This is a genomic window from Actinoplanes sp. KI2 (assembly GCF_025630775.1).
Taxonomy (GTDB): Bacteria; Actinomycetota; Actinomycetes; order Mycobacteriales; family Micromonosporaceae; genus Actinoplanes.
Genome location: NZ_JAOSZE010000021.1, coordinates 42,297 through 64,399 on the forward strand (window position 1 = coordinate 42,297; position 22,103 = coordinate 64,399).

Annotated in this window: 23 protein-coding genes and 1 riboswitch; of the genes, 5 read left to right on the top strand and 18 right to left on the bottom strand. The window is 71.7% G+C overall.

The features are described 5' to 3' along the window. Window positions 1–17: 17 nt before the first annotated feature. The 7 genes from ODJ79_RS22500 to ODJ79_RS22530 are packed head-to-tail and all read right to left on the bottom strand — an operon-like array spanning window position 18 to window position 6,806. Window positions 18–737 carry an SRPBCC family protein gene (locus tag ODJ79_RS22500; RefSeq protein ID WP_263025512.1) on the bottom strand — a complete coding sequence of 240 codons (720 nt, stop codon included), beginning with the start codon at window positions 735–737 and terminating at the stop codon, window positions 18–20. Then, window positions 734–1,594 carry an AAA family ATPase gene (locus ODJ79_RS22505; protein ID WP_263025513.1) on the bottom strand — a complete coding sequence of 287 codons (861 nt, stop codon included), beginning with the start codon at window positions 1,592–1,594 and terminating at the stop codon, window positions 734–736. The genes ODJ79_RS22500 and ODJ79_RS22505 overlap by 4 nt, the downstream gene beginning before the upstream one ends. Further along, window positions 1,591–2,190: an NTP transferase domain-containing protein gene (locus ODJ79_RS22510; RefSeq protein ID WP_263025514.1), complete on the bottom strand. Its 600-nt coding sequence runs from the start codon at window positions 2,188–2,190 to the stop codon at window positions 1,591–1,593. The genes ODJ79_RS22505 and ODJ79_RS22510 overlap by 4 nt, the downstream gene beginning before the upstream one ends. After that, the gene (locus tag ODJ79_RS22515; RefSeq protein WP_263025515.1) at window positions 2,163–3,041 is read right to left on the bottom strand and encodes an XdhC family protein; all 879 of its coding nucleotides are present in this window, start codon (window positions 3,039–3,041) and stop codon (window positions 2,163–2,165) included. The genes ODJ79_RS22510 and ODJ79_RS22515 overlap by 28 nt, the downstream gene beginning before the upstream one ends. Window positions 3,042–3,059: 18 nt before the next feature. After that, entirely contained in the window at window positions 3,060–5,453 is a 2,394-nt protein-coding gene (locus ODJ79_RS22520) for an aerobic carbon-monoxide dehydrogenase large subunit (RefSeq protein WP_263025516.1), read from the bottom strand. Then, the gene (locus tag ODJ79_RS22525) at window positions 5,450–5,929 is read right to left on the bottom strand and encodes a (2Fe-2S)-binding protein (protein ID WP_263025517.1); all 480 of its coding nucleotides are present in this window, start codon (window positions 5,927–5,929) and stop codon (window positions 5,450–5,452) included. The genes ODJ79_RS22520 and ODJ79_RS22525 overlap by 4 nt, the downstream gene beginning before the upstream one ends. 4 nt (window positions 5,930–5,933) lie before the next feature. Further along, window positions 5,934–6,806, bottom strand: coding sequence for an FAD binding domain-containing protein (locus tag ODJ79_RS22530; RefSeq protein ID WP_263025518.1), 873 nt, complete (start codon window positions 6,804–6,806; stop codon window positions 5,934–5,936). 118 nt (window positions 6,807–6,924) lie between these two features. Here ODJ79_RS22530 and ODJ79_RS22535 point away from each other — a divergent pair, with 118 nt between their 5' ends. Together ODJ79_RS22535 and ODJ79_RS22540 are read left to right on the top strand one after the other, a co-directional pair. Then, the gene (locus ODJ79_RS22535; RefSeq protein ID WP_263025519.1) at window positions 6,925–7,995 is read left to right on the top strand and encodes an XdhC family protein; all 1,071 of its coding nucleotides are present in this window, start codon (window positions 6,925–6,927) and stop codon (window positions 7,993–7,995) included. 130 nt (window positions 7,996–8,125) lie between these two features. After that, window positions 8,126–8,285, top strand: a riboswitch (cyclic di-AMP (ydaO/yuaA leader). 87 nt (window positions 8,286–8,372) lie between these two features. Next, the gene (locus ODJ79_RS22540; protein WP_263025520.1) at window positions 8,373–8,888 is read left to right on the top strand and encodes a C40 family peptidase; all 516 of its coding nucleotides are present in this window, start codon (window positions 8,373–8,375) and stop codon (window positions 8,886–8,888) included. 98 nt (window positions 8,889–8,986) lie between these two features. Here ODJ79_RS22540 and ODJ79_RS22545 read toward each other — a convergent pair whose 3' ends face one another. Further along, window positions 8,987–9,703 (bottom strand): Pr6Pr family membrane protein, encoded by a 717-nt coding sequence (locus ODJ79_RS22545; RefSeq protein ID WP_263025521.1) that lies wholly within the window; start codon window positions 9,701–9,703, stop codon window positions 8,987–8,989. 26 nt (window positions 9,704–9,729) lie between these two features. Further along, the gene (locus ODJ79_RS22550; protein WP_263025522.1) at window positions 9,730–12,486 is read right to left on the bottom strand and encodes a DEAD/DEAH box helicase; all 2,757 of its coding nucleotides are present in this window, start codon (window positions 12,484–12,486) and stop codon (window positions 9,730–9,732) included. A 99-nt stretch (window positions 12,487–12,585) separates the two neighbouring features. On the opposite strand from ODJ79_RS22550, the gene ODJ79_RS22555 reads away from it, so the two are divergent. After that, entirely contained in the window at window positions 12,586–13,317 is a 732-nt protein-coding gene (locus ODJ79_RS22555; RefSeq protein ID WP_263025635.1) for an HAD family hydrolase, read from the top strand. Window positions 13,318–13,356: 39 nt separating this feature from the next. Here the strand turns inward: ODJ79_RS22555 and ODJ79_RS22560 are convergent, their stop codons facing one another. The 7 genes from ODJ79_RS22560 to ODJ79_RS22590 all read right to left on the bottom strand — a co-directional run bounded on the left by ODJ79_RS22560 (window position 13,357) and on the right by ODJ79_RS22590 (window position 18,327). Further along, complete coding sequence (locus tag ODJ79_RS22560) at window positions 13,357–13,608, bottom strand: hypothetical protein (protein WP_263025523.1); 252 nt, start codon at window positions 13,606–13,608, stop codon at window positions 13,357–13,359. Between the two features lie 75 nt (window positions 13,609–13,683). After that, the gene (locus ODJ79_RS22565) at window positions 13,684–14,583 is read right to left on the bottom strand and encodes a diacylglycerol/lipid kinase family protein (protein WP_263025524.1); all 900 of its coding nucleotides are present in this window, start codon (window positions 14,581–14,583) and stop codon (window positions 13,684–13,686) included. 14 nt (window positions 14,584–14,597) lie between these two features. Next, the gene (gene tatC / locus ODJ79_RS22570; protein WP_263025525.1) at window positions 14,598–15,560 is read right to left on the bottom strand and encodes a twin-arginine translocase subunit TatC; all 963 of its coding nucleotides are present in this window, start codon (window positions 15,558–15,560) and stop codon (window positions 14,598–14,600) included. A 9-nt stretch (window positions 15,561–15,569) separates the two neighbouring features. Further along, on the bottom strand, window positions 15,570–15,902 hold the full coding sequence (tatA, locus tag ODJ79_RS22575) for a Sec-independent protein translocase subunit TatA (protein ID WP_263025526.1): 333 nt from the start codon (window positions 15,900–15,902) through the stop codon (window positions 15,570–15,572). A gap of 162 nt (window positions 15,903–16,064) precedes the next feature. Continuing rightward, a complete protein-coding gene (locus ODJ79_RS22580) occupies window positions 16,065–16,307 on the bottom strand; it encodes a hypothetical protein (protein ID WP_263025527.1) in 243 nt (80 codons plus the stop codon). Between the two features lie 9 nt (window positions 16,308–16,316). Further along, entirely contained in the window at window positions 16,317–17,288 is a 972-nt protein-coding gene (locus ODJ79_RS22585) for a helix-turn-helix transcriptional regulator (RefSeq protein WP_263025528.1), read from the bottom strand. Window positions 17,289–17,340: 52 nt separating this feature from the next. Continuing rightward, complete coding sequence (locus ODJ79_RS22590; protein ID WP_263025529.1) at window positions 17,341–18,327, bottom strand: helix-turn-helix transcriptional regulator; 987 nt, start codon at window positions 18,325–18,327, stop codon at window positions 17,341–17,343. Between the two features lie 60 nt (window positions 18,328–18,387). On the opposite strand from ODJ79_RS22590, the gene ODJ79_RS22595 reads away from it, so the two are divergent. Next, on the top strand, window positions 18,388–19,413 hold the full coding sequence (locus ODJ79_RS22595; protein ID WP_263025530.1) for a cation diffusion facilitator family transporter: 1,026 nt from the start codon (window positions 18,388–18,390) through the stop codon (window positions 19,411–19,413). An 11-nt stretch (window positions 19,414–19,424) separates the two neighbouring features. After that, entirely contained in the window at window positions 19,425–20,504 is a 1,080-nt protein-coding gene (locus tag ODJ79_RS22600; protein ID WP_263025531.1) for a DUF3866 family protein, read from the top strand. A gap of 7 nt (window positions 20,505–20,511) precedes the next feature. Here ODJ79_RS22600 and ODJ79_RS22605 read toward each other — a convergent pair whose 3' ends face one another. Then, window positions 20,512–20,706 (bottom strand): hypothetical protein, encoded by a 195-nt coding sequence (locus tag ODJ79_RS22605; RefSeq protein ID WP_263025532.1) that lies wholly within the window; start codon window positions 20,704–20,706, stop codon window positions 20,512–20,514. 26 nt (window positions 20,707–20,732) lie between these two features. Then, window positions 20,733–22,091, bottom strand: coding sequence for a Pup--protein ligase (pafA, locus tag ODJ79_RS22610; protein WP_263025533.1), 1,359 nt, complete (start codon window positions 22,089–22,091; stop codon window positions 20,733–20,735). Between the last annotated feature and the right edge of the window lie 12 nt (window positions 22,092–22,103).

A 22,103-nucleotide genomic window follows, 5' to 3' on the forward strand; every position in this document is an offset into this window, starting at 1 on the left:
GATGCGCCGGGTCGGGTTCAGCGCCGGGCGATGACCCAGGCGATGACCGCGCCGATCACGAGCACGCCGACCACGACCGGGATGGCTCGCTTGTAGATCGAGCTCCCGGCGACACCGAGCAGGTCGAGTGGCTCGGGTTCCTCGGTGCTCACCGGCGCGGCGGCCGTTACGGGGGCCGTTACGGGGGCCGGGGCGGCGTCTCGAACCGTCGCGACCGGTTCGGACGCAACCCGATCGGACGTGGCGACTGTCGACTCGGGCTCGTCGGGTTCGGCCTGTTCCGGCCCGGCCTCGTCGGCGGCCAGCTTGGCCTCCAAGTTGCTCACGAACTGGGCGAGCAACTTCCCCGACACCTCCTTGATCATGCCGCTGCCGAACTGGGCCAGCTTCCCGCTGATCTTCAGATCGGTGTCGACGCTCACCCGGGTGCTCTCGCCGTCCGGCGTCAGCACCGCGGTGACCAGGGCCGCGGCGTTGCCGCCCGCCCGCGCGTCCCGGCCCTTGGCGTCGATCACCGCGCGGTGGCCGGCCTCGTCCTTCTCGGCGAATCGGGCCGTCCCCGCAAACTCGGAGACCACCGGGCCGACTTTGACCTTCACCTTGCCCCGGTAGGTGTCGCCCTCGACGCCGGTGAGCTGTGCCCCCGGCATGCACGGCGCGACGCCTTCGAGGTCGGTGAGCACCTGCCAGGCGCGCTCGAGCGGGGTGTGCACGGTGAACTCGTTCGTGATCTTCATGGCGTCTCCTGGTGGACGGCACCGGCGACGACGAGCCGGTCGTCGGGGGTCTTGGCGATCGTGCCGAGCGTGGCCAGCATGTCGTCGGGGGCGAGTTCGGTGGCGCCGAGGGCGGCGAGCGCGGCCACCCAGTCGATGGTCTCGGCCAGCCCGGGCGCCTTGTCCAGCTCCAGCCGGCGTACCCGGCCGATGAACTCGGTCGCGTCGGCGATCAGCGGGTGGGTGGCGCCCGGCACGGCCCGCCGCACGATCTCCGCGGCCCGGCCCGGCGCCGGGAACTCGATCCAGTGGTAGAGGCACCGGCGGCGCAGCGCGTCGTGCAGCTCACGGCTGCGGTTCGAGGTCAGCACCACGATCGGCGGGCGCTCGGCGGTGAACGTGCCCAGCTCGGGCACCGTCACCGACGCCTCGCCGAGGAACTCGAACAGCAGCGCCTCGAACTCGTCGTCGGCCCGGTCGATCTCGTCGATCAGCAGCACCGGCGGGGTCGGCCCGCGATGGCGCACGGCCCGCAGGATCGGCCTTTCCTGCAGGAACTCGGCCGTGAACAGGTCGTCGTCGGCCAGCCGCTCGCGCCGCGCCTCGGCGAGCCGGATGGCGAGCAGCTGCCGCTGGTAGTTCCACTCGTAGAGCGCCTCGCCGGCGGTCAGCCCCTCGTAGCACTGCAGCCGGATCAGCGGCGTGTCGAGAGCCTGCGCGAGCGCCTTGGCCGCCGCGGTCTTCCCGACCCCCGGCTCGCCCTCCAGCAGCAGCGGCTTGCCCAGTCGCAGCGCCAGGAAGACGGCCATCGCCAGCCCGTCGTCGACGAGATAGTCGACCGCGTCGAGCCTCGATCGGACCTCGTCCGGCCCGTTCACCGGCTCTCCCCCGCGAGCAGCCGCCGGTAGTCCTCGCGGGTGTCGACGTCGATCGGGACCGGGCCGGCCGCGGCGACCTCGGTCACCGCGAAGGCTCCCGAGTGCAGCAGCTTCCAGACCGCCTTGTCGCCGTGCAGCTCGGCCAGCGATCCGAAACACGCACGCCGGAACCGGAACGGATGCCCGAGCCCGTCGTCGTAGCGGCACACGGCGATCGGTGCCGGGGCTTCGATCACCCGGCGCACGTCGGCCGGATCGACTCCGGGCTGGTCGCCGAGCAGCAGCACGAGCGCATCGGCCCGGACATGGCTGACGGCCGACCGCACCGAGGATCCACATCCGCTGGAGAAATCCGGGTTGTCCACGACGGTGAACCCGGTCAGATCCGCTCGGGAACGGATTTCGGCGGCCGAGCCGCCGAGCATCACCAGGTTCTGATCGAACGCGCAGGCCCGTGCCATGTCCAGCGTGGCGTCCAGGAGGGTACGCCCGCGGAACGGCAGCAGCTGTTTGGCCTCGCCGAGGCGCAGCGACCCGCCGGCCGCCAGCACCAGCCCACAGACGGTCATCACGCCGCCGCGAACCGATCCCGGCACCCCGCACAGCAGAACCAGTACTCCACGCCGTCGACCACCGCATGCGGCGTCTCGTCCCCGACCACCACGGTCATCCCGCACACGGGGTCGATCGCGGTGGCCGGCGACACGTCGGTGAGCGGAATCGATCGGCGCTGCACCGTCTCGAGCCCCGGACCCCGCAGCTCACGAACGATCTCGGCGAGCACCGAGAGGGCTATCTCCTTGTGGGTGCGGGCCCCGATGTCGATCCCGGCGTGCGGGCGGACCCGGGCGAGCTCGTCGGGCGTCAACCCCAGGGAATCGAGTACCGCCCTGCCCCGCGTCCGGCTGGCGATCAGCGCTATCAGGGGCACCCCCGCGTCCAAAGCCGCGCGGATGGCCGCCTCGTCGTCGCGCCCCAGACCGGCCACCACGACGGCGCCGGCTCCGGCGTACGCCATCGGCGGGGTGACCTCGAAATCGAGGAAGCCGGCGAGCGAGACCACCGCCGCGCCGATCGGCGTCGACTCGCCCGCCACCCCGATCAGCGGCCGCGGGAACACCGGGCGGAGGAAGATTTCGATCGCCCCGCCGGACAGGCACGGGTTGACCACGACCTGGGCGCCCGGCACCGACGGGAACTGCTCGGCTTCGCTCGGCAGGACCCGCAGCAGCACCGTGTTGCCGTCGCGCAGGGTGTCCAGGGCGGCCGCCCGCACCGACGTCTCCGCGCAGACCCCGCCGACGAAGCCCTCGATGGACCCGTCGGCGAGGATCACCGCGTCGTCGCCCGGCACCGCGGAGGTGGGCGCCTGCGCGCGCACCACGGTCGCGTGCACGAACGGCCGACGTTGACCGGTCAGCTCATGCACGCGTGCGGAGATGCTCATTGCCGGCTCCTCAGTGTCCTAGATCGGGGGCGTGGCCCGGCCGCGCATCGCGTCCCAGACCCGGGACGGGGTGAGCGGCATGTCGGCGTGCCGGATCCCGAACGGCTTGAGCGCGTCGACGACCGCGTTCACGATGGCCGGCGGCGAGCCGACGGTGGCCGACTCGCCCACGCCCTTGGCCCCGATCGGGTGGTGCGGCGACGGCGTGACCGTGAAGCCGGTCTCCCAGTCGGGCACCTCGAGCGAGGTCGGGATCAGGTAGTCCATCAGCGACGCGCCGAGGCAGTTGCCGTCCTCGTCGAACGCGATCATCTCCATCAGCGCCATGCCGACGCCGTCGGTGAGACCGCCGTGCACCTGGCCCTCGATGATCATCGGATTGATCCGGGTGCCGCAGTCGTCGACCGCGATGAAGCGCCGCACCTTCACCTGCGCCGTGCCCGGGTCGATGTCGACCACGCAGATGTACGCGCCGTGCGGGTACGTGAGGTTGGACGGGTTGTAGCAGATCTGCGCCTCGAGACCGCCCTCGACGCCGTCCGGCAGGTCGCCCGCGCCGTGCGCCCGGAACGCGATGTCCTGAATGGTCACCGACTTGCCGGGATCGCCCTTGACCTGGAACGCTCCCTTCACCCATTCCAGGTCGGCGACCGACACCTCGAGCATGGCCGACGCGATCAGCTGCGCCTTGTCCCGCACCTTCCGGGCGACCAGCGCGGCCGCCGCGCCGGAGACCGGGGTCGATCGGCTGCCGTAGGTGCCGAGCCCGAACGGCGTCTGATCGGTGTCGCCGTGCACGACCTCGATGTCGGCCGGCGGGATGCCGATCTCCTCCGCGACGATCTGCGCGAACGTGGTCTCGTGCCCCTGGCCCTGGGACTGCACCGACAGCCGCACCACGGCCTTGCCGGTCGGATGCACCCGCAGCTCGCAGCCGTCGGCCATGCCGAGGCCGAGGATGTCCATGTGCTTGCGCGGACCGGCGCCGACCGCCTCGGTGAAGAACGCGATGCCGATGCCCATCAGCTCGCCCCGGGCCCGCTTCTCCTCCTGCTCCTTGCGCAGCTCGGCGTACCCGGCCATGTCCATGGCCAGGCGCATGGTGGGCTCGTAGTTGCCCGAGTCGTACACCCAGCCGGTCTTCGTCTCGTACGGGAACTGGTCGGGTTGGATGAAGTTCTTGATCCGGAGCTCGGCCGGGTCCATGTCCAGCTCGTCGGCGAGGCAGTCGACGATCCGCTCGACCAGGTACACCGCCTCGGTGATCCGGAACGAGCAGGCGTACGCGACGCCGCCCGGTGCCTTGTTGGTGTAGACCGCGGTCATCTTGCAGTACGCGGCCTGCAGGTCGTAGCTGCCGGTGAACACGCCGAAGAAGCCGGCCGGGTATTTGACCGGCGCGGCCGTGCCGTTGAACGCGCCGTGGTCGGCGAGCACGTTGGTGCGGATCGCCAGGATCTTGCCGTCCCGGGTGGCCGCGATCTCGCCGCGCATGATGTAGTCGCGGGCGAATCCGGTCGAGATGAGGTTCTCCGACCGATCCTCCATCCACTTGACCGGCTTGCCGGTCAGGATCGATCCGACGATCGCGCACACGTACCCGGGATAGATCGGCACCTTGTTGCCGAAGCCGCCGCCGATGTCCGGCGAGATCACCTGGATCTTGTGCTCGGGGATGCCGGCGACGATCGCGTAGAGGGTCCGGTGCGCGTGCGGCGCCTGCGTGGTCGACCAGAGCTTGAGCTTGCCCTCGACCGCGTCGAAGTCGGCGACCGCGCCGCACGTCTCCATCGGCGCCGGGTGCACCCGCGGGTAGACGATGTCCTCCTGGACCACGACGTCGGCCGCGGCGAACACCGCCTCGGTCGCCGCCTCGTCGCCGGTCTCCCAGTCGAAGATGTGGTTGTTCTCCTTGCCCTGCAGGTCGTCCCGGATCAGCGGCGCGTCCGGATCGAGCGCGCGCCGGGCGTCGACCAGCGGTTCGAGCACCTCGTAGTCGACCTCGATCAGTTCCAGCGCGTCCCGGGCGTGGTACCGGTCGTCGGCGACCACGAACGCCACTTCCTGCCCCTGGAAGCGCACCTTGTCGGTCGCCAGGACGGCCTGGACGTCGTTGGAGAGGGTCGGCATCCACGCCAGACCCTTTTCGGCCAGCATCGCTCCGGTCACGACGAGTTTGACCCCGGGTGACGCCTCGGCCGCGCTGGTGTCGACGCTGACGATGCGGGCGTGCGCGAACGGCGAGCGCAGAATCGCCAGGTGCAGCATGCCGGGGAGCTGGATGTCGTCGGTGTACCGCCCGCGGCCCCGGATGAAGCGCGGGTCCTCCTTGCGCAACATCCGGCCGAAGCCGACCGGTTTCTGGTCGTTGTCGTGGAAGTCGGTGAACTTCGGATCCTGCACCGTGGTCATGCCGTGACCTCTTTCGACGCTTCGTGCACGGATGCCCAGCGAACCGAGCGAACGATCGTCGAATACCCGGTGCAGCGGCAGATCTGGCCGGAGATGGCCTCCCGGATCTCCGCGTCGGTCGGGTCGGGGTTCCGGTCGAGCAGCGCCCGGCAGGTCATCATCATCCCCGGCGTGCAGAACCCGCACTGCAGGCCGTGGCACTGCATGAAGCCCTCTTGGATCGGGTCCAGCTCGCCGTTGGTCGCCAAGCCCTCGACCGTGCGCACCTCGTGGCCCCCGGCCATCGCGGCGAGCACGGTGCACGACTTGACCGGCTCACCGTCCAGCCAGACCACGCAGGTGCCGCAGTTGCTGGTGTCGCAGCCCCAGTGGGTGCCGGTCAGGCCGAGCTCGTCCCGCAGGAAGTGCACGAGCAGCAGGCGCCCCTCGATCTCCCGGGTGACCTCGACGTCGTTGACGGTCATCGTGACCTGCATCGGTTCAGCTCCTCGCCCGCTCGACAGCCGTGCGCAACGTCCTGCGGGTCAGCTCGTCCGCGAGGTGCCGCTTGTACTCCTCGCTGCCGCGCTGATCGGTGACCGGGTCGCAGCTGCGTGCCGCGATCTCCCCGGCCCGCTCGTAGAGGTGTTCGTCCGGCACCTGCCCCCGGAGTGCGTCCGAGATCTCGGGGATTCCGGTGGTGTTCGGACCCACCGCGGCCAGGCCGACGCGAGCGTCCGCGATCGTTCCGTCCTCGCTCAGCCAGACAGCCGCGCCCGCGGACACCACTGCCCAGTCCCCGGCGCGCCGCTCGACCTTCTCGTAGGCGCTTCCGGAGCCGGGACGGCGAGGAACGCGGATCTCGATCAGCATCTCGTCGTCGCCGACGGCCGTCTCGTACGGCCCGACGTGGAACTCCGCCATCGAGACGACCCGCTCGAGGCGCGGCCCGCGGATCACGCAGTGCGCGTCCAGCGTGGCGCACACCGCCGACAGGTCCTCCGACGGGTCGGCCTGGCAGAGCGAACCGCCCAGCGTCCCGCGGTTGCGCACGACCGGATCGGCGATCACCCGCTCGGCGTCCCGGAAGATCGGGAACGCGGCCGCCAGCTCGTCCGACTCCAGCAGCTCCCGATGCCGGGTCAGCGCGCCGATCCGCACCTCGTCGCCGCCCACCCGGACGTAGCCGAGTTGATCGTGCAACGGGTTGATGTCGATAAGATATTCGAAGTTCGCCAGCCGCAGCTTCATCATCGGCAGCAGGCTGTGCCCGCCCGCCACGAGCCGCGCCGAGCTGCCCAGACGTTCCAGCAGCCCGATGGCCTGGTCCACACTGGTGGCACGTTCGTACTCGAACGGCGCCGGCACCTGCACGCTGCACCTCCAAGAATCTGAAGGAATCTCGCGCGGCTCGTGATCCAAGTCAACAGGTACCTAAGGGATGCCTTAACTGGCCGTTGACGAGCCATTCTTGATCGCGGAAGGTATGGCCGTGCGGGACATCGTGGACGGGTTGGCCGCCTGGCGCGCCGAGGGCATCGCCTTCGCCGTGGCGACGGTCGTGCGCACCTGGAACTCGGCCCCCCGCCGGCCCGGCTCGGCGATGGCCGTCAACGAGCGCGGCGAGGTCCTCGGCAGCGTCTCCGGCGGCTGCGTCGAGGGCGCCGTCTACGCCGCCGCCGAGGAGGTCATCCAGACCGAAAAGGCCCAGCAGCAGACGTACGGCGTGAGCGACGGCGACGCGTTCGAAGTGGGACTCACGTGCGGCGGCACGATCGAGGTCATGATTCAGCCCTCGGTGGCCCTGACCGACCTGGACGACGTTCTCGCGGCGATCCGGGCCGGCCACCCGGTCGCGACCGTCTCGCTCGGCGACAACCAGCTCGTCATCTGGCCGTCCCGGGTGGCCGGCTCGCTCGGCGACGCCGGACTCGACCGGGCGGCCGAGCAGGTCGCCGCCGGTATGCTGTCGTCCGGCGCCACCGGCACGGTCCACCTCGGCGAGCACGGCGAGCAGCGGATGGCCGATGTCGAGGTGTTCGTCCAGACGTACCTCACACCACCTCGGATGATCGTCTTCGGCGCGATCGACTTCGCCGGCGCGGTGGCCCGGATCGGCAGCTTCCTCGGCTACCACGTCACCGTCTGCGACGCCCGTCCGGTGTTCGCCACCCGCAAGCGTTTCCCGTCCGCTGACGAGTTGGTGGTCCAATGGCCTCATCTCTACCTGGAGTCCACGCCGGTCGATGAGCGCACCGTGCTCTGTGTGCTCACCCATGACCCGAAGTTCGACGTGCCGCTCCTCGAGGTCGCGTTGCGCACTCCCGCCCGCTACATCGGCGTGATGGGCAGCCGCCGCACCCATGCCGACCGGATGCGCCGCCTGCGCGAGGCCGGGGTGTCCGAAGCGGCGCTGTCACGTTTGTCCGCACCGATCGGCCTGGATCTCGGCGCCCGCACGCCCGAGGAGACCGCCGTAGCGATTGCGGCCGAAATCATCTCGCTGGCCTGGGGCGGGTCCGGTCTGCCCCTGACCGGGCTGGACGCCCCGATTCACGGGTAGCCGTCGGGTAGCAAGACCCGCAATCGCTATGGCCCCGCGAGCCGGCCCCGATGGGGTCTGGTGCTGCCCCCCGGCTGTCACAGCGGGCCGGCCGCCACACCGCCCGCGGACGCCGAGTCCCGCCCACCGCGCGCGGTCCATGTCTCCGACAAGGAAGCTTCAGTGGGCGGGAGCGGGGGAACCATTCCGGTCCGGCTCCGACGCCGGCTTTGGGGTGAGGTCGCACACGCGACGGGCTGCCTTCAGGCCCAACCCGACAGCTAACCTCGCAGGCGGTTGAGGGATCAGGAATCGTCGTGTCCCACCACGTGCGCTCCGCGCTGCCCAAAAACGTTCTCACCTGGGCGTTTGTCGTCCTGATGTCCATACTCGGCCTGATGGAGGCCCCGACCCCCGCCCACGCGGCCACCGCCGCCCCGACCCCCGCCCACGCGGCCACCGCCGCCCCGGCCGCCACGCACCAGGCCGGCGCCGTCGCCTCTTCCCCGGCCGCCCGCGCCGCCGCGGTGCGGGCCGCCGCCATCCGGATCGCCCGGGTACGCGGCGCACGCATCGTCGCGGCGGCCGGCGCCCAGCACGGCAAGCCGTATCGCCGCGGCGCCCAGGGCCCGGTGGCGTTCGACTGCTCCGGCCTGTCCAGCTACGCCTACCGGGCTGTCAACATCCATCTGCCCCGCACGGCCGACCAGCAGTACCGCACCGCCCGCCGGATCAGCAGCGGCGCGGCGCGCGCCGGTGACCTGGTCTTCTGGGTGTCCGGGAAGCACGCCTACCACGTGGCGGTCTACGCCGGCGCCGGCCGGGTCTGGCACGCGCCCAAGCCGGGCGACCGGATCCGCCTCGCGAAGATCTGGAGTCCCAAGGAGGTCCGGTTCGGCCGCATCGGCGTCTGACCGCGCACTCCGAGGAACCGGTGACGGCAACCGCCGTCACCGGTTCTTTCGGTCTCAGCCGAGGGTTCTTTCGGTCTCAACCGAGGGTTCTTTCGGTCTCAGCCGAGGGACGACTCGGCCTGCCGCGGCTCGGGCAGGCTCTCAGCGACCGGAGCGACCGGAGCGACCGCCCGGCGCCGCCGTCCGGCCGCCGCTCCGAGACGGTCGAGGCCGACCACGGCTGCTCCCAGCAGGCCGAAAATGATCCCCAGCTGCACGAACTGCCCACCGACCCAGCCGTATCCGTGCCCGGCCGGGTCCAGGAAGAAGTACGGGTACTTGGTCGGCACGGCCGGGAACAGCGCGCCCCGCACCTCGATCAGCACCCCGTAGCCGAGCGGGTAGGCGATCCAGAGCGGAACATCCCGCCACCGGACGACCCGGTGCGGGCCGAACGCGACCCAGTCGATCAGCGCGAGCACCGGCACCACGTAGTGCACCAGGAACAGCGACCAGTTCGCCACCGCCACCCCGGCGCCGGACGCCGCGAGGCCCGGCAGCGGGTTCTCGCCGTGGTTGAGCAGGAAATGCGAGATCAGGCAGGTGATCAGGATCCAGAGCGTGATCGCCCCGCGCCACCGGGGCGCCGGCGGCTCCACGGTCGCCCGCTTGGTCATCCAGTAGAGCGCCCCCACGAAGTACGCGAGCACCAGCAGGTTGCTCTGCGCCGTGAAGTAGACGATCCGGTGATCCCCGATCAGCAGCCCGACAACCCCGCACACCACGATCGCCGCACGCAGCACGAACTGCGGCGTACCCCATACCCGGCTACTCATGGGTAAGGAGTATGCACCAGGACCTCCTACAGCTCACCCTGGTAGGCCAGCACTCCCCGGTTGACCGCCGTGATCGCCTTGCGCGCCACCGCCCGGATCCCCTCCGAGGCGGCGCCCGCGTCCTTGACCTGGCCGAGCAGGTCGAGCACCTGCCGCGCCCAGCGCACGAAGTCGCCGGCCGGCATGTCGGCGTCGTAGTTGTGCCCGCTGGCCAGCACCCGGGCGAGCGGCTCGCCCCGCGCCCACCGGTACATCGGCCAGACGAAGCCCGGGTCGGGCTCGCGGGTCAGAGCCAGCCCGTGGTCGGCCTCGGCGGCCGCGATCTCGCCCCACAGCTTCGTGCAGGCGTCCACGGCCGCGGTGATCGGCCCCTTCGGCACCGAGGCCCGGTCGTCGCCCTCGCGGCGCGACTCGTACAGCACCATCGACACCGTGGCGGCCAGCTCGTCGGGGGCCAGCCCCTCCCACACGCCCTGCCGCAGGCACTCGGCGACCAGCAGGTCGGCCTCGGACCAGATCCGCCCGAGCATCCGGCCCGCGTCGGTCACCTCGCCCTCGGGCGACAGGTAGCCGCGCTCGCCGAGCACCGCGCACACCTGGTCGAAGGTCCGGGCGAGGGACCCGGTGCGGCCGGCCACCCGGTCCCGCAGGGCGTCGGTGTCGCGCTGCAGCCGGTGCCGCCGCTCGGCCCAGCGGGCGTGCTCTTCCCGATCGGGACAGGCGTGGCAGGGATGCTGCCGCATCTGCACCTTGAGCAGCGCGATCTCGGCGTCCTCCCCGGTCGGCGCGCCGGCCCGCCGGCCGCGCCGGCCACCGCCGTGCCGGTCGAGACCGGTGGCGGAGACCTGGGCGGCGAGGTCGCGGCGGGCCGCCGGGCTGCGGTGGTTGAAGTGCTTGGGTACGCGGATCCGCTGCAGCACCTCCACCTCCCCCGGGAAGTCGGCGGGACTGACCCGCCCCGCCCAGCGGTCCTGGGTCAGCACCAGCGGCCGCGGCTCGCCGAACCCGCCGGCCGGCGCCTCCAGCACGACCGCGAGCCCGGCCCGCCGGCCCTGCGGCACCCGGATCACGTCGCCGGCCCGCAGCCGCTCGAGCGAGGACACCGCCGCGGCCCGCCGCGCCGAGGCGCCCTGCCGGGCGAGCGCCTTCTCCCGGTCGGCGATGGCGACCCGGATCGCGAAGTACTCGTCGAAGTCGCCGTGGTGGCAGGCGGCGTCCTCGCCGTACGCCTGCATGGTGTCGATGTTGCGCTGCACCTGGCGGGCCAGCCCGACCACCGAGCGGTCCGCCTGGAACTGGGCGAACGAGGACTCGAGCAGGTCGCGGGCCTGCGCGGCGCCGACGGTGCCGACCAGGTTGACCGCCATGTTGTACGACGGGCGGAAGGACGACCGCAGCGGGTAGGTGCGGGTGGACGCGAGCCCGGCCACGTGCCGCGGGTCGACCTCGGGGCTCCACAGCACCACCGCGTGGCCCTCGACGTCGATGCCGCGGCGCCCGGCCCGGCCGGTGAGCTGCGTGTACTCCCCCGGGGTCAGGTCGACGTGGGCCTCGCCGTTGAACTTGACCAGCCGCTCGAGGACCACGCAGCGGGCCGGCATGTTGATCCCCAGGGCCAGGGTCTCGGTGGCGAAGACCGCCTTGACCAGGCCGCGGACGAAGCACTCCTCGACCGCCTCCTTGAAGGCGGGCAGCATGCCGGCGTGGTGCGCGGCGATGCCCCGCTCGAGGCCGTCGAGCCACTCCCAGTAGCCGAGGACGGAGAGGTCTTCCCGCGGGATGCCGGCCACCCGGGCGTCGGCGATCCGGCGGATCTCGGCGCGCTCGTCGGCGTCGGTGAGCCGCAGGCCGGCCGCGAGGCACTGCTGGACGGCCGCATCGCAGCCGGCCCGGCTGAAGATGAACAGGATCGCCGGCAGCAGCCCGGCCCGCTCGAGCCGGTCGACCACCTCGGCGCGCGGCGGCGGCTGCCAGCGCCGGGACCGGCCGCGGTTGCCGGGCCCGTAGGACCGGTCGGTGAGGTCGAGCCGGCGCTCCATCTCGCGGGTGTAGCGCAGCAGCTCGGGGTGCACGTCGTGCTTGCGGGCCGCGTCGGCGTCGTGGAACAGGTCGAACATGCGGCGGCCGACCAGCATGTGCTGCCAGAGCGGGACCGGCCGGTGCTCGCTGACCACCACCTGGGTCTCGCCGCGCACGGTGACCAGCCAGTCGGCGAACTCCTCGTAATTGCTGACCGTCGCGGACAGCGAGACCAGGGTCACCGACGCCGGGAGGTGGATGATCACCTCCTCCCAGACCGCGCCGCGGAACCGGTCGGCCAGGTAGTGCACCTCGTCCATCACCACATAGGCCAGCCCCTTGAGCGAGGCCGAGCCGGAATAGAGCATGTTGCGCAGCACCTCGGTGGTCATCACCACCACCGGGGCGTCCCCGTTGATCGCGTTGTCGCCGGTGAGCAGGCCGACCTTGTCGGGGCCGTACCGCTCGACGAGGTCGTGATACTTCTGGTTGGACAGCGCCTTGATCGGGGTGGTGTAGAAGCACTTGCGCTCGCCGGCCCGCAGCGCGAGGTGCACGGCGAACTCGCCGACCACCGTCTTACCGGCGCCGGTCGGCGCGCACACCAGCACGCCGCTGCCCCGTTCGAGGGACTCGCAGGCCGACCGCTGGAAATCGTCCAGGTCGAAGCCGACATCGAGCATGAAGTCGTCGAGCGCCGGGAACTCGGCCTGCCGGGCCGCCCGCCGCTTCGATTCCGCATATCGTTCGGCGGGACTCGTCATGACCACAAGGCTAATGCGAGCGTGTGACAAGTTGCAGCGCGGCCGGTTGCGTCTCGAACTGTCGGACCGGGTGGGTAAGGTGCACCCGTGCCGGAAGCCGTGGAATCGACCGATCACCCTCCCCATCGGCCGTCCCGTCAGGTCGACGCCGTGTTGTTCGATTTCCACGGCACGCTGGCCCAGGTGGAGGATCCGATCCAGTGGGTGCAGGCGGCCGCGGTGGCCTGCGGCCACGAGCTCGACCGGGCCAAGGCCACGATGCTGGCCGACCGGCTGGTGATGGCGGGGCGGCCCGGGGGGCCGCTGCCGGCCCGGGTGCCGCCCCAGCTGGCGGAGCACTGGGCCGGCCGTGATCTGTATGCGGACAGCCATCGCGCGGCCTACACAGGCCTGGCCGCGACCGTGGCGACCAGCGTGGAGGGCCTCGCCGACGCCCTCTACGACCGGCTGCTGGGCCCGGAGGGCTGGCTGCCCTACGCGGACACCGAGGCCACCCTGCGCACGCTGCACGAGGCCGGCATCAAGGTGGCGGTGGTCAGCAACATCGGCTTCGACATCCGCCCGCACTTCGCGGCCTGGGGCCTGGACCGGATGGTCGACGCGTTCGCGCTGAGCTTCGAGCTGGGCCGCACCAAGCCCGATCCGGCGATCTTCCTGCGCGCCTGCGGCATGCTGGGCGCCGACCCGGAGCGGACGCTGATGGTGGGCGACACCCCCGCCGATGCGGGGGCGGTGCAGGCGGGCCTGGCGGCCCTGGTGCTGCCGGCCTCCGAACCGGGCCGGCCCAACGGGCTGACCGCGGCGCTCACCCTGGCCGGTTGCCCGGCCTGAGAGCAACCCTTGCGGGTACGCGGAAAGCCCGCGCCCGCCTTACGCGTACGAGTCGAGGCTGACGCCCTTGCGAGCGCCCGCCCGGCGCTTCTCCAGGAGCGTGCGCTCGGCCCCTCGCAGGGCATCCCCGGACGGTCGCACCGGCGCGACGGGCGCGAGCCCCTCAGCGGTGGCGGCGGCCGTTTCGGGTGGCGGCACCGCGGCCTCGGCCATCGCCTTGAACGTCGAGCGGGCGGTGGTGTAGGCGGTGGAGGCGGCGCCGGAGAACTGACGAAGCGAGTTGATCGGCATACCCTCACGATCGGCCGCCCCCGAACAATCTGACCGGCAGGCCACCGGAGCAACCGAACCGCTACCGACGCAAAGCTAACGCAGCAGGCGGAGCGCCCCCGGCACGCAGGTGATCTCCAGCGGCAGGGGCCCGATCCGTTCGCCGTCCGCGTAGGCGACGATCCCGTCCGAGTGCAGCCGCACCTGCTTCGCCCGGAATGTCCGGACCCGTCGATCCGTCACGTGGGTGCCCCGCCGCAGCCGGGGCTTGAGCCGGGTCATCGCGGACCGGCTCAGCGGCAGCGCCGTCAGCACGTCGAGCAGCCCGTCGGCGGGGTCGGCGGCCGGCACGATCCGCAGCCCGCCGCCGTAGCTGGGGCAGTTGCCGACCGCGACCAGCGTGCCCTCGAAGCCGAGGTCCACTCCGTCGATCTCGAGGGCGTAGAGGCGCGGCCGCACCCGCACCATCTCCAGGAAGATGGCCAGGTCGTAGCGCCGGGGCCCGCGCGGCCAGCGCATCCGGTTGGCCCGCTCGTTCACGATCGCGTCGAACCCGGCCGCCAGCACCGCCCCGAACCAGCGCGCCTCCTCGTCGGTGCCGACCGCCCGGGCCAGATCGATCGGGACCGGCCCGGCGCCGGCCAGCGCCGCGGCGATGCCCGAGGCGGCGGCGAGGGGGTCGAGCGACACCCCGACGCCGGCCGCGAAGTCGTTGCCGGTGCCCATCGGCACCACCCCGAACCCGACCGGCCGCTCGGCGGCGGCCTGCAGCGCGAGATGCACCGTCCCGTCCCCGCCGGCCGCCACCAGCGCCGCGCAGCCCTCGGCGACCGCGCGGTGGCAGGCCTTCTCCGCCTCCTCGGCGCCGGTCGCCGCCAGCAGCCGCACGGGATGCCCGGCCGACTCCAGCCGCTGCACGACCCCGGAAAGCAGACCGCGGTGCCGGCCGCGCCCCGCGCGGGGGTTGGCCAGCACCGCGATGTCACCGCTCGTCATGGCGGGCGACCTTACTACGTCATGTCGTCGAAACGACCCTCGAGCGGCAGCGGTCTCTGCACCGGTGTCGGCCCGTCGACCGGGCTGGGCGCCGCGATCGGGTCGGCGGCGCCGACCGGGACACGGTCGTCCTCGAGCGGCGAGATCTGGTCGTCGTCGATGTCGGCGTAGATCTCCCGGCCGCGGCCCCGGCGCTTGTCGTTGATGAAGCTGATGCCGACCGCGATCAGGTACAGCAGAACCATGCAGGTGGCCAGCAGGGTCATGCCGAACGGACCGGGGTCGGGGGTGGCGATCGCGGCGAACGCGAAGCTCAGGAAGACCACGGGCCGCCACCAGCCGAGCAGCCGCCGGGCCGTGACCACGCCGGCGAAGTTCAGCATCAGCAGGATCAGCGGGAACTCGAACGCCCCGCCGAACAGCACCAGCATGCTGGTCACGAAGTTCAGATAGCTGCCGACCTCGAGCTTGGTCGGCTCGCCCAGCACACCTGCCGACATGATGAACGACAGGCTGTGGCCGACCACCTCGTAAGCGAGCACGGCGCCGGTGGCGAACAGCGGCGCGGCGATCGAGACGAAGACGTACGCCCACTTGCGCTCGTGGCGGTGCAGGCCGGGCGCGATGAACGCCCACAGCTGGTAGAGCCAGATCGGCGCGCCGACGATCACGCCCACCCACAGCGCGATCTTGAGCCGGAGGATCAGGCCGTCGCCGACACCGAGCTGGATGAAGTCGCAGTGCTCCTTGCCATTGACGATGGTTATCGACGACGGCAGATTGCAGTATGGCTCCCTGAGCAGGTGGAAGACCGGGTCGGACAGGACGAACCCGACGATGATGCCGACCAGCAGGCCCAGCGAGGCGATGAACAGGCGGTTCCGAAGCTCACGGATGTGATCGATGAGCGTCATCGAGCCGTCGGAGGCCATCTGGAACTTGGTGGGGCGCCCTCGACGGCGAAGGGTCAGCGCCATGACCGGCGATCAGCGGTCGTTGGTGCGCTGCACCGGGTCGACGAAGGGCTGCGCCGGCGGCTGCTGGTACTGCTGCTGCGGCTGGGCCGGCGGCGGCTGGTAGCCCTGCGGCTGCTGGTAGCCCTGGCCCTGCACCTCGCCCTGGAGGGGCTGGCGGCCGTACTGCGGCTCGGCCTTCTCCGCGACGTCGTTGTTCTCGTCGATCAGACCCTTGGTCTCCGCCTTGATGATGCGCAGCGACCGGCCGAGCGACCGGGCGGCGTCCGGAAGTCGCTTCGCGCCGAACAACAGCACGAGGACGACCACGAAGATGGCGATGTGCCATGGCTTGAGGGCACCCATGGGGAAACTCCAGTCGGTCGGATCAGGTGTGCGGGGTCCATCGTACGTGGCAAATCCGGTGAAGTAGCCCACGGACCCCTGCGGATTCTGCTCCCGCCCCGAAGTCTTGGACAACGGGGAAGGAACGCCGCACGCTACCGCCGCCCACCCGAATTGTAAAGATTATTGACGGTTGGTGATGCCGGCCAGCCGGGACTGCGTCGTCTCGGCGCGTTGCTGCACTTCAAGGACGGTTTCCTGGAGCACCTGGACCTTCGCCTGGAGCTTCGTCGCCTCCTGCCGGCGGCGCTGCAGCTTCGCCGCGGCGCGCCGGAGCTCGCCGAGCCGGCCGAGCAACGGCACCGTCGAAGCGGTCAGGACGACCAGGCCGATCACCACGACGGCGATCCAGATCCAGAGCAGCACGGGCCCACCCTACCGGGCCGGCGAGCTGTACTGGTCGAGCGCCGCCGTCGCCTGCTCCCGGAGCCGTTCGAGCAGCTCGGGCGGGCCGATCACGGTGACGTCCGGGCCGAGGCCCATCAGCAGCCGCTGGGCCCAGCCGAGGTCGGTGATCCGCATCGTCACGATCCATGCCCCGGGGAAGCCCGAGGAGGACGGCCGGACCTCCTCGACCGGGTAGTACTCGGTGATCCATCGGCTGTGCCGGCCGATCCGCAAGGTCATCAGCGGCAGGTCGGCGGTGGGCCGGAAGACGCCCTCGCTGACGTCCTGCGGCGCGGCCTCCGGCGGCGGCGCGGACGGCTCGTCCAGCTCGGTGAACGCGTCGATCCGGTCGACCCGGAACATCCTGGTCGCCTCGGCACGCCGGCACCAGGCCTCCAGGTACGCCCGGCCGGCCACCATCAGCACCCGCATCGGGTCGACCACCCGCTCGGTGGTCTCGTCCCGGGCCGCCGTGTAGTAGGTCATCCGCAGCGCGTTGCCGCCCTCGACCGCCGCCCTGATCTTGTCGAGCTTCTCGGCGTTGGCCGGCAGCTTGACCGCGACGGGCGCGTCGGCGAGATCGCCGGCCGCATTCTCGATCTTCGCGAGGGCCCGCTCGATCACGTCCCGGCTGCCGGTGCCGGGCGTCTCGGCCAGCATCCGCAGCGCCACCACCAGGGCGAGCGCCTCGTCCTGGGTGAGACGCAGCGGCCGGTCGATGCCGGCGTCGTGGCTGATCGTCACCCGGTCGCCGTCGAGCGCCATGTCGATCAGGTCGCCCGGGCCGTACCCGGGCAGCCCGCACACCCAGAGCAGCTCCAGGTCCTCCCGCAGCTGCCGCTCGCTGACGTCCAGGTCGGCGGCCGCCTCGGAGATCAGGATCCCGGGGCGGGCCAGCAGGTACGGCACCAGGTTGAGCAGCCGGCCGAGCCGGTCGACCGAGGTCCGAGGTCCGGTCATGCGCTATCCACCCCGTCCGCCGGTGCGGCCGGGCGCCGACCAGTGCGGGCGGTCATGCGGCCACCACGCCGTCGTGGCGGGCCATGACCTCCTTGAGGTGCTGGATCACCGCGTCCCGCACCTCCGGCGGCCCCTCGACGTACACGTCCGGACCGTACCCGGCGAGGGTCGCGCCGAGCCGCTCGGCATCCCCGTACGGCAGGGTCAGCGTGTCGCCGTCCGGGCCCGGCTGGGTCGAGACCGCCCAGCGCCGCAGGCCCGCCGCGCGGCCGTGCCGGGCCACGACGATGGCCCGCCCGGTGCGCTGGATCGGGCCGTCGAAGCCGGCCACGTGACTGATCAGGTCGACCTTCCCGGGCGGGACGAACGCGCCGGCCCGGCCGACCGGGCGCACGCTGCCGACGATCCGGGAGAGCCGGAAGCAGCGGGTGGCGGCCCGGTCCCGGTCGTGGCCGACCACGTACCACCGGCCCCGCCAGCAGACCACGCCCCACGGCTCGAGCCGGCGGGTGGCCGGCTCGTCCACCTCGGGCACCCGGTAGCTGAAGGTGACCGCGCGCCGATCGCGGGCCGCGCTGGTCAGCGGGCCGAACGCCGGGTCGACGGTGACCACCGGCTCGACCCCGAGGGTGGCCTGCGGGTCGACCTCGACGCCGGCCGCGCGCAGCTTGGCCAGCCCGGAGGAGGCGGCCGCGGCGAGCCCGGCGTGCTGCCAGAGGCGGGCCGCGATGCCGACCGCGGCGGCCTCGTCCGGCTCCAGGATGATGTCCGGCAGGGCGTACTCGCGGTGCGCGATGCGGTAGCCGGGCTCCTGGTCGAAGACGCTGGCGGTGCCGGTCTCGAGCGGGACACCCAGCTCGCGCAGCTCGGCCTTGTCCCGCTCGAACTTGCGCTGGAAGGCCTCGTGGTCGCGGGGGTCCTCGGGGTCGTGCTCGTAGCCGGGGACGGTCGCGGCGATCTGCGCGGCGGTGAGGAACCGTCGCGTGGACAGCAGGCAGATCACTAGATTGACCAGGCGCTCGGTGCGGGTCCGCGACACAGCAGGCAACGCTAGCAGCCAACCGGCCCGCACTGTTATTTCGTAACCGGCGGGGGAAGGATGATCCCCGTGACAGCGGAGGAGGGCCCGGTCGGTCTGGAGGCCGCCGAGCCGTTGCCGGTCCCCGGGGACGGCGAGCAGGACGGCACCGACAGCATCGGCACGGTGCTGCTGGCCGGCGCCGCCAACCTCGCGATCGCGGTCGCCAAGCTGGTCGCGGGCCTGGTCTCCGGGTCGTCCGCGATGCTGTCCGAGGCGGCCCACTCGTTCGCCGACACGATCACCGAGGTCTTCCTGTACGTGGCGCTGGTGCGCGGGCGGCAGCCGGCCGACGACCAGCACCCGTTCGGGCACGGCAAGGAGAGCTTCGTCTGGGCGTTCATCGCGGCGCTGTTCACCTTCGTCGGCGGCGCCGGCTTCTCCATCTACCACGGCGTCACGGCGATCCTGTCGGACGAGAAGACCGGCGACTTCCGCTGGTCGTACGTGGTGCTGGCGATCTCGTTCGTCGCCGAGGGCACCTCGTTCCGGCGCGCCCAGCGCCAGGTGGCCGGCGAGTCCCGGCGCTGGGGCGTGACCCGGTCGCGGTTCCTGCGGCTGACCCCCGACACCACGGTGAAGGCGGTCTACTTCGAGGACTCGGCGGCGCTGGTCGGCCTGGTCCTGGCCGCGCTGGGCCTCGGGCTCACCCAGCTGACCGGCGACGAGGTCTGGGACGGGCTGAGCTCGATCGCGATCGGCCTGCTGCTGTTCGCGGTCGCCGCGATCCTGGCCCGCAGCAACGTGTCGCTGCTGGTCGGCCGGGCGGTGCCGCGCCGCATCCACCAGCAGATCGCCGCCGACATCGCCGGCATCCCGATCGTGGTGGCGGTGCCGACCCTGCTGACCATGCAGCTGGGACCGGGCGACATCCTGGTCGCCGCCAAGGTCGACTTCGAGGACGAGGTGCCCGGCGGGGAGATCGAGGCGGCCTGCGACGAGGCCGAGCGCCGGCTGCGGGCGCGGTTCCCGATGATCCACTACGTGTTCCTCGACCCGACCCGCGGCACGGCCGGTCGCCATCACCTGGAGGGCGGCGTCGAGTAGATTCGCCGGTCATGGTGCGCTGGCGGTCGGGGACGGTCCGGGCAATTCGCCGCAGGTGGCGAGGCGCGGTCGAACTGGACGTCGAGACCGCCGACGGCGTGCTGCGCGCGCTCGCCTACCCCGAGCTGGTCGGCGATCCGCAGGAGCACGACCGGGTCCTGCTCAACGTCGGCGCCCTGGTCATGGGCCTGGGCACCGGCGGCTACGCGCTGGTCGTGGCGATCCCTGACCGGCTGCCCCCGGATCCCTCCGCGGACGGCGCCACCCGCGAGGCCGGCCATCTGGTCAAGGCCCGGTACACGCCGCTGCAGGCGATCCGGCTCGGCGTCGACGAGGAGGCCTCCCCGCACCGCGCGGTCATGGCGGCCGCCGACTCGCTGGACGGCATGCCGGTGGTGACGGCCGATCTGCACTCCGCGCTGCCCGCCGTGCTCGCGGGCATCAAGGCAGACAAGCCACAAGCCACGATTGCGTACGTGATGACCGACGGCGGGGCGCTTCCGGCGTGGTTCTCCCGCACCCTGGACGGGCTGCGCGACCACCTGGCCGGCACAATCACGACCGGCCAGGCCTTCGGCGGCGACCTCGAGGCGAGCACCGTGCACACCGGACTGCTCGCCGCCCGGCACGTGCTGGCTGCCGACATCACCGTCGTCGCGCAGGGGCCGGGCAACCTCGGCACCGGCACCGCCTGGGGGTTCTCCGGGGTGGCGCTGGGCGAGGCGGTGAACGCGATCGCGACCCTCGGCGGCCGGCCGGTCGGCTCGCTGCGGGTGTCGGACGGCGACGGCCGCCCCCGCCACCGGGGAGTGTCGCACCACTCGCTCACCGCGTACGGGAAGGTGGCCCTGCTGCCCGCGGACCTGCCGGTGCCGGACGGCCTCGAGCCCCGCCTGGCCGCCGAGATCGACGCGGCGCTCGCGCCGCTGGCGGCGAGGCACCGCCTGGTCCGCGTCCGGACCGACGGCCTGGACGAGGCGCTGCGGGCCAGCCCGGTCGGGCTCTCCACGATGGGACGCGGCCTCGACCAGGACCACGCCTACTTCCTGACCGCTGCGGCCGCCGGCCGGCACGCGGCCTCGCTGATCTAGAGGATTTTCAACCTCGCACGATCAGCACGAGCCAGCCGAGTAGAACAAGGCCGAGGATCGCCGCCAGCACCCAGGTGGGGATCTTGTGCCCGCCCGCGCGGTTGCGCGCGATCTCGGCCCGGATGCGGTCGCGTTTGCGCTGCGCCCGCCCCCAGAGGACGTCCTCGGCGGTGCGCTCGCGCTGGTCGGGCTCGATGTTCATGACCCGACCAGCGTAGCGCCGCTGTTTCACATACTGGCGATCAGACGTTCGACCCTTTCGTCGTACGCGCGGAAGGGGTCCTTGCACAGGACCGTGCGCTGCGCCTGGTCGTTGAGCTTGAGATGCACCCAGTCGACGGTGAAGTCGCGCCGTTTCTCCTGCGCGTGCTTGATGAACTCGCCGCGCAGCCGGGCCCGGGTGGTCTGCGGCGGCGTCTCCTTGGCCTCGAAGATCTCCAGGTCGTTGGCGATCCGGTCGACCTGCTTGCGCTTCTCCATGATCGCGTACAGCCCGCGGCCGCGGCGCACGTCGTGGTAGGCCAGATCGAGCTGGGCGATCCGCGGGTGGGACATCGGGATCTCGTGCTTTGCCTGGTAGCGCTCGATCACCTTGTACTTCGACACCCAGTCGATCTCGCGGGACACCGGGTCGAGGTCGCCGCTCTCGATCGCGTTCAGGACCCGGCCCCACAGCTCGACGACCCGCTTGGCGGTCTGGTCGCCGCCGCGCCGCTCCACGAACTCGGTCGCCTTCGCCAGGTACTCCTGCTGGATCTCGAGGGCCGAGACCTCCTTGTTGTTCGCCAGGCGGATCTTGCGGCGGCCGGTGACGTCGTGGCTGACCTCGCGGATCGCCCGGATCGGGTTTTCCAGCGAGAGGTCGCGCATCACCACGCCCGCCTCGATCATCCGCAGCACGATGTCGGCGCTGCCCACCTTGAGCAGGGTGGTGACCTCGTTCATGTTCGAGTCGCCGACGATCACGTGCAGCCGGCGGTAGCGCTCGGCGTCCGCGTGCGGCTCGTCCCGGGTGTTGATGATCGGCCGGGACCGGGTGGTGGCGCTGGAGACGCCCTCCCAGATGTGCTCGGCGCGCTGGGACAGGCAGAAAACCGCGCCGCGCGGCGTCTGCAGCACCTTGCCGGCCCCGCAGATCAGCTGCCGGGTGACCAGGAACGGGATGAGCACGTCGGCGAGCCGGCCGAACTCACCGTGGCGGGAGACCAGGTAGTTTTCGTGGCAGCCGTACGAGTTGCCGGCCGAGTCGGTGTTGTTCTTGAACAGGTAGATCTCCCCCGCGATCCCCTCGTCGTGCAGCCGTTTCTCGGCGTCGACCAGGAGACCCTCCAGAATCCGCTCGCCGGCCCGGTCGTGCGCGACCAGGTCGGTGACGGAGTCGCACTCGGGGGTCGCATACTCAGGATGGGAACCGACATCGAGGTAGAGACGGGCGCCGTTGCGTAGGAAAACGTTGCTGCTGCGCCCCCAGGACACCACTCGGCGGAACAGGTAGCGGGCCACCTCGTCCGGCGACAGCCGCCGCTGCCCCCGATAAGTACACGTGACTCCGTACTCGGTCTCGAGGCCGAAAATTCGCCGTTCCATGACGAAACACTA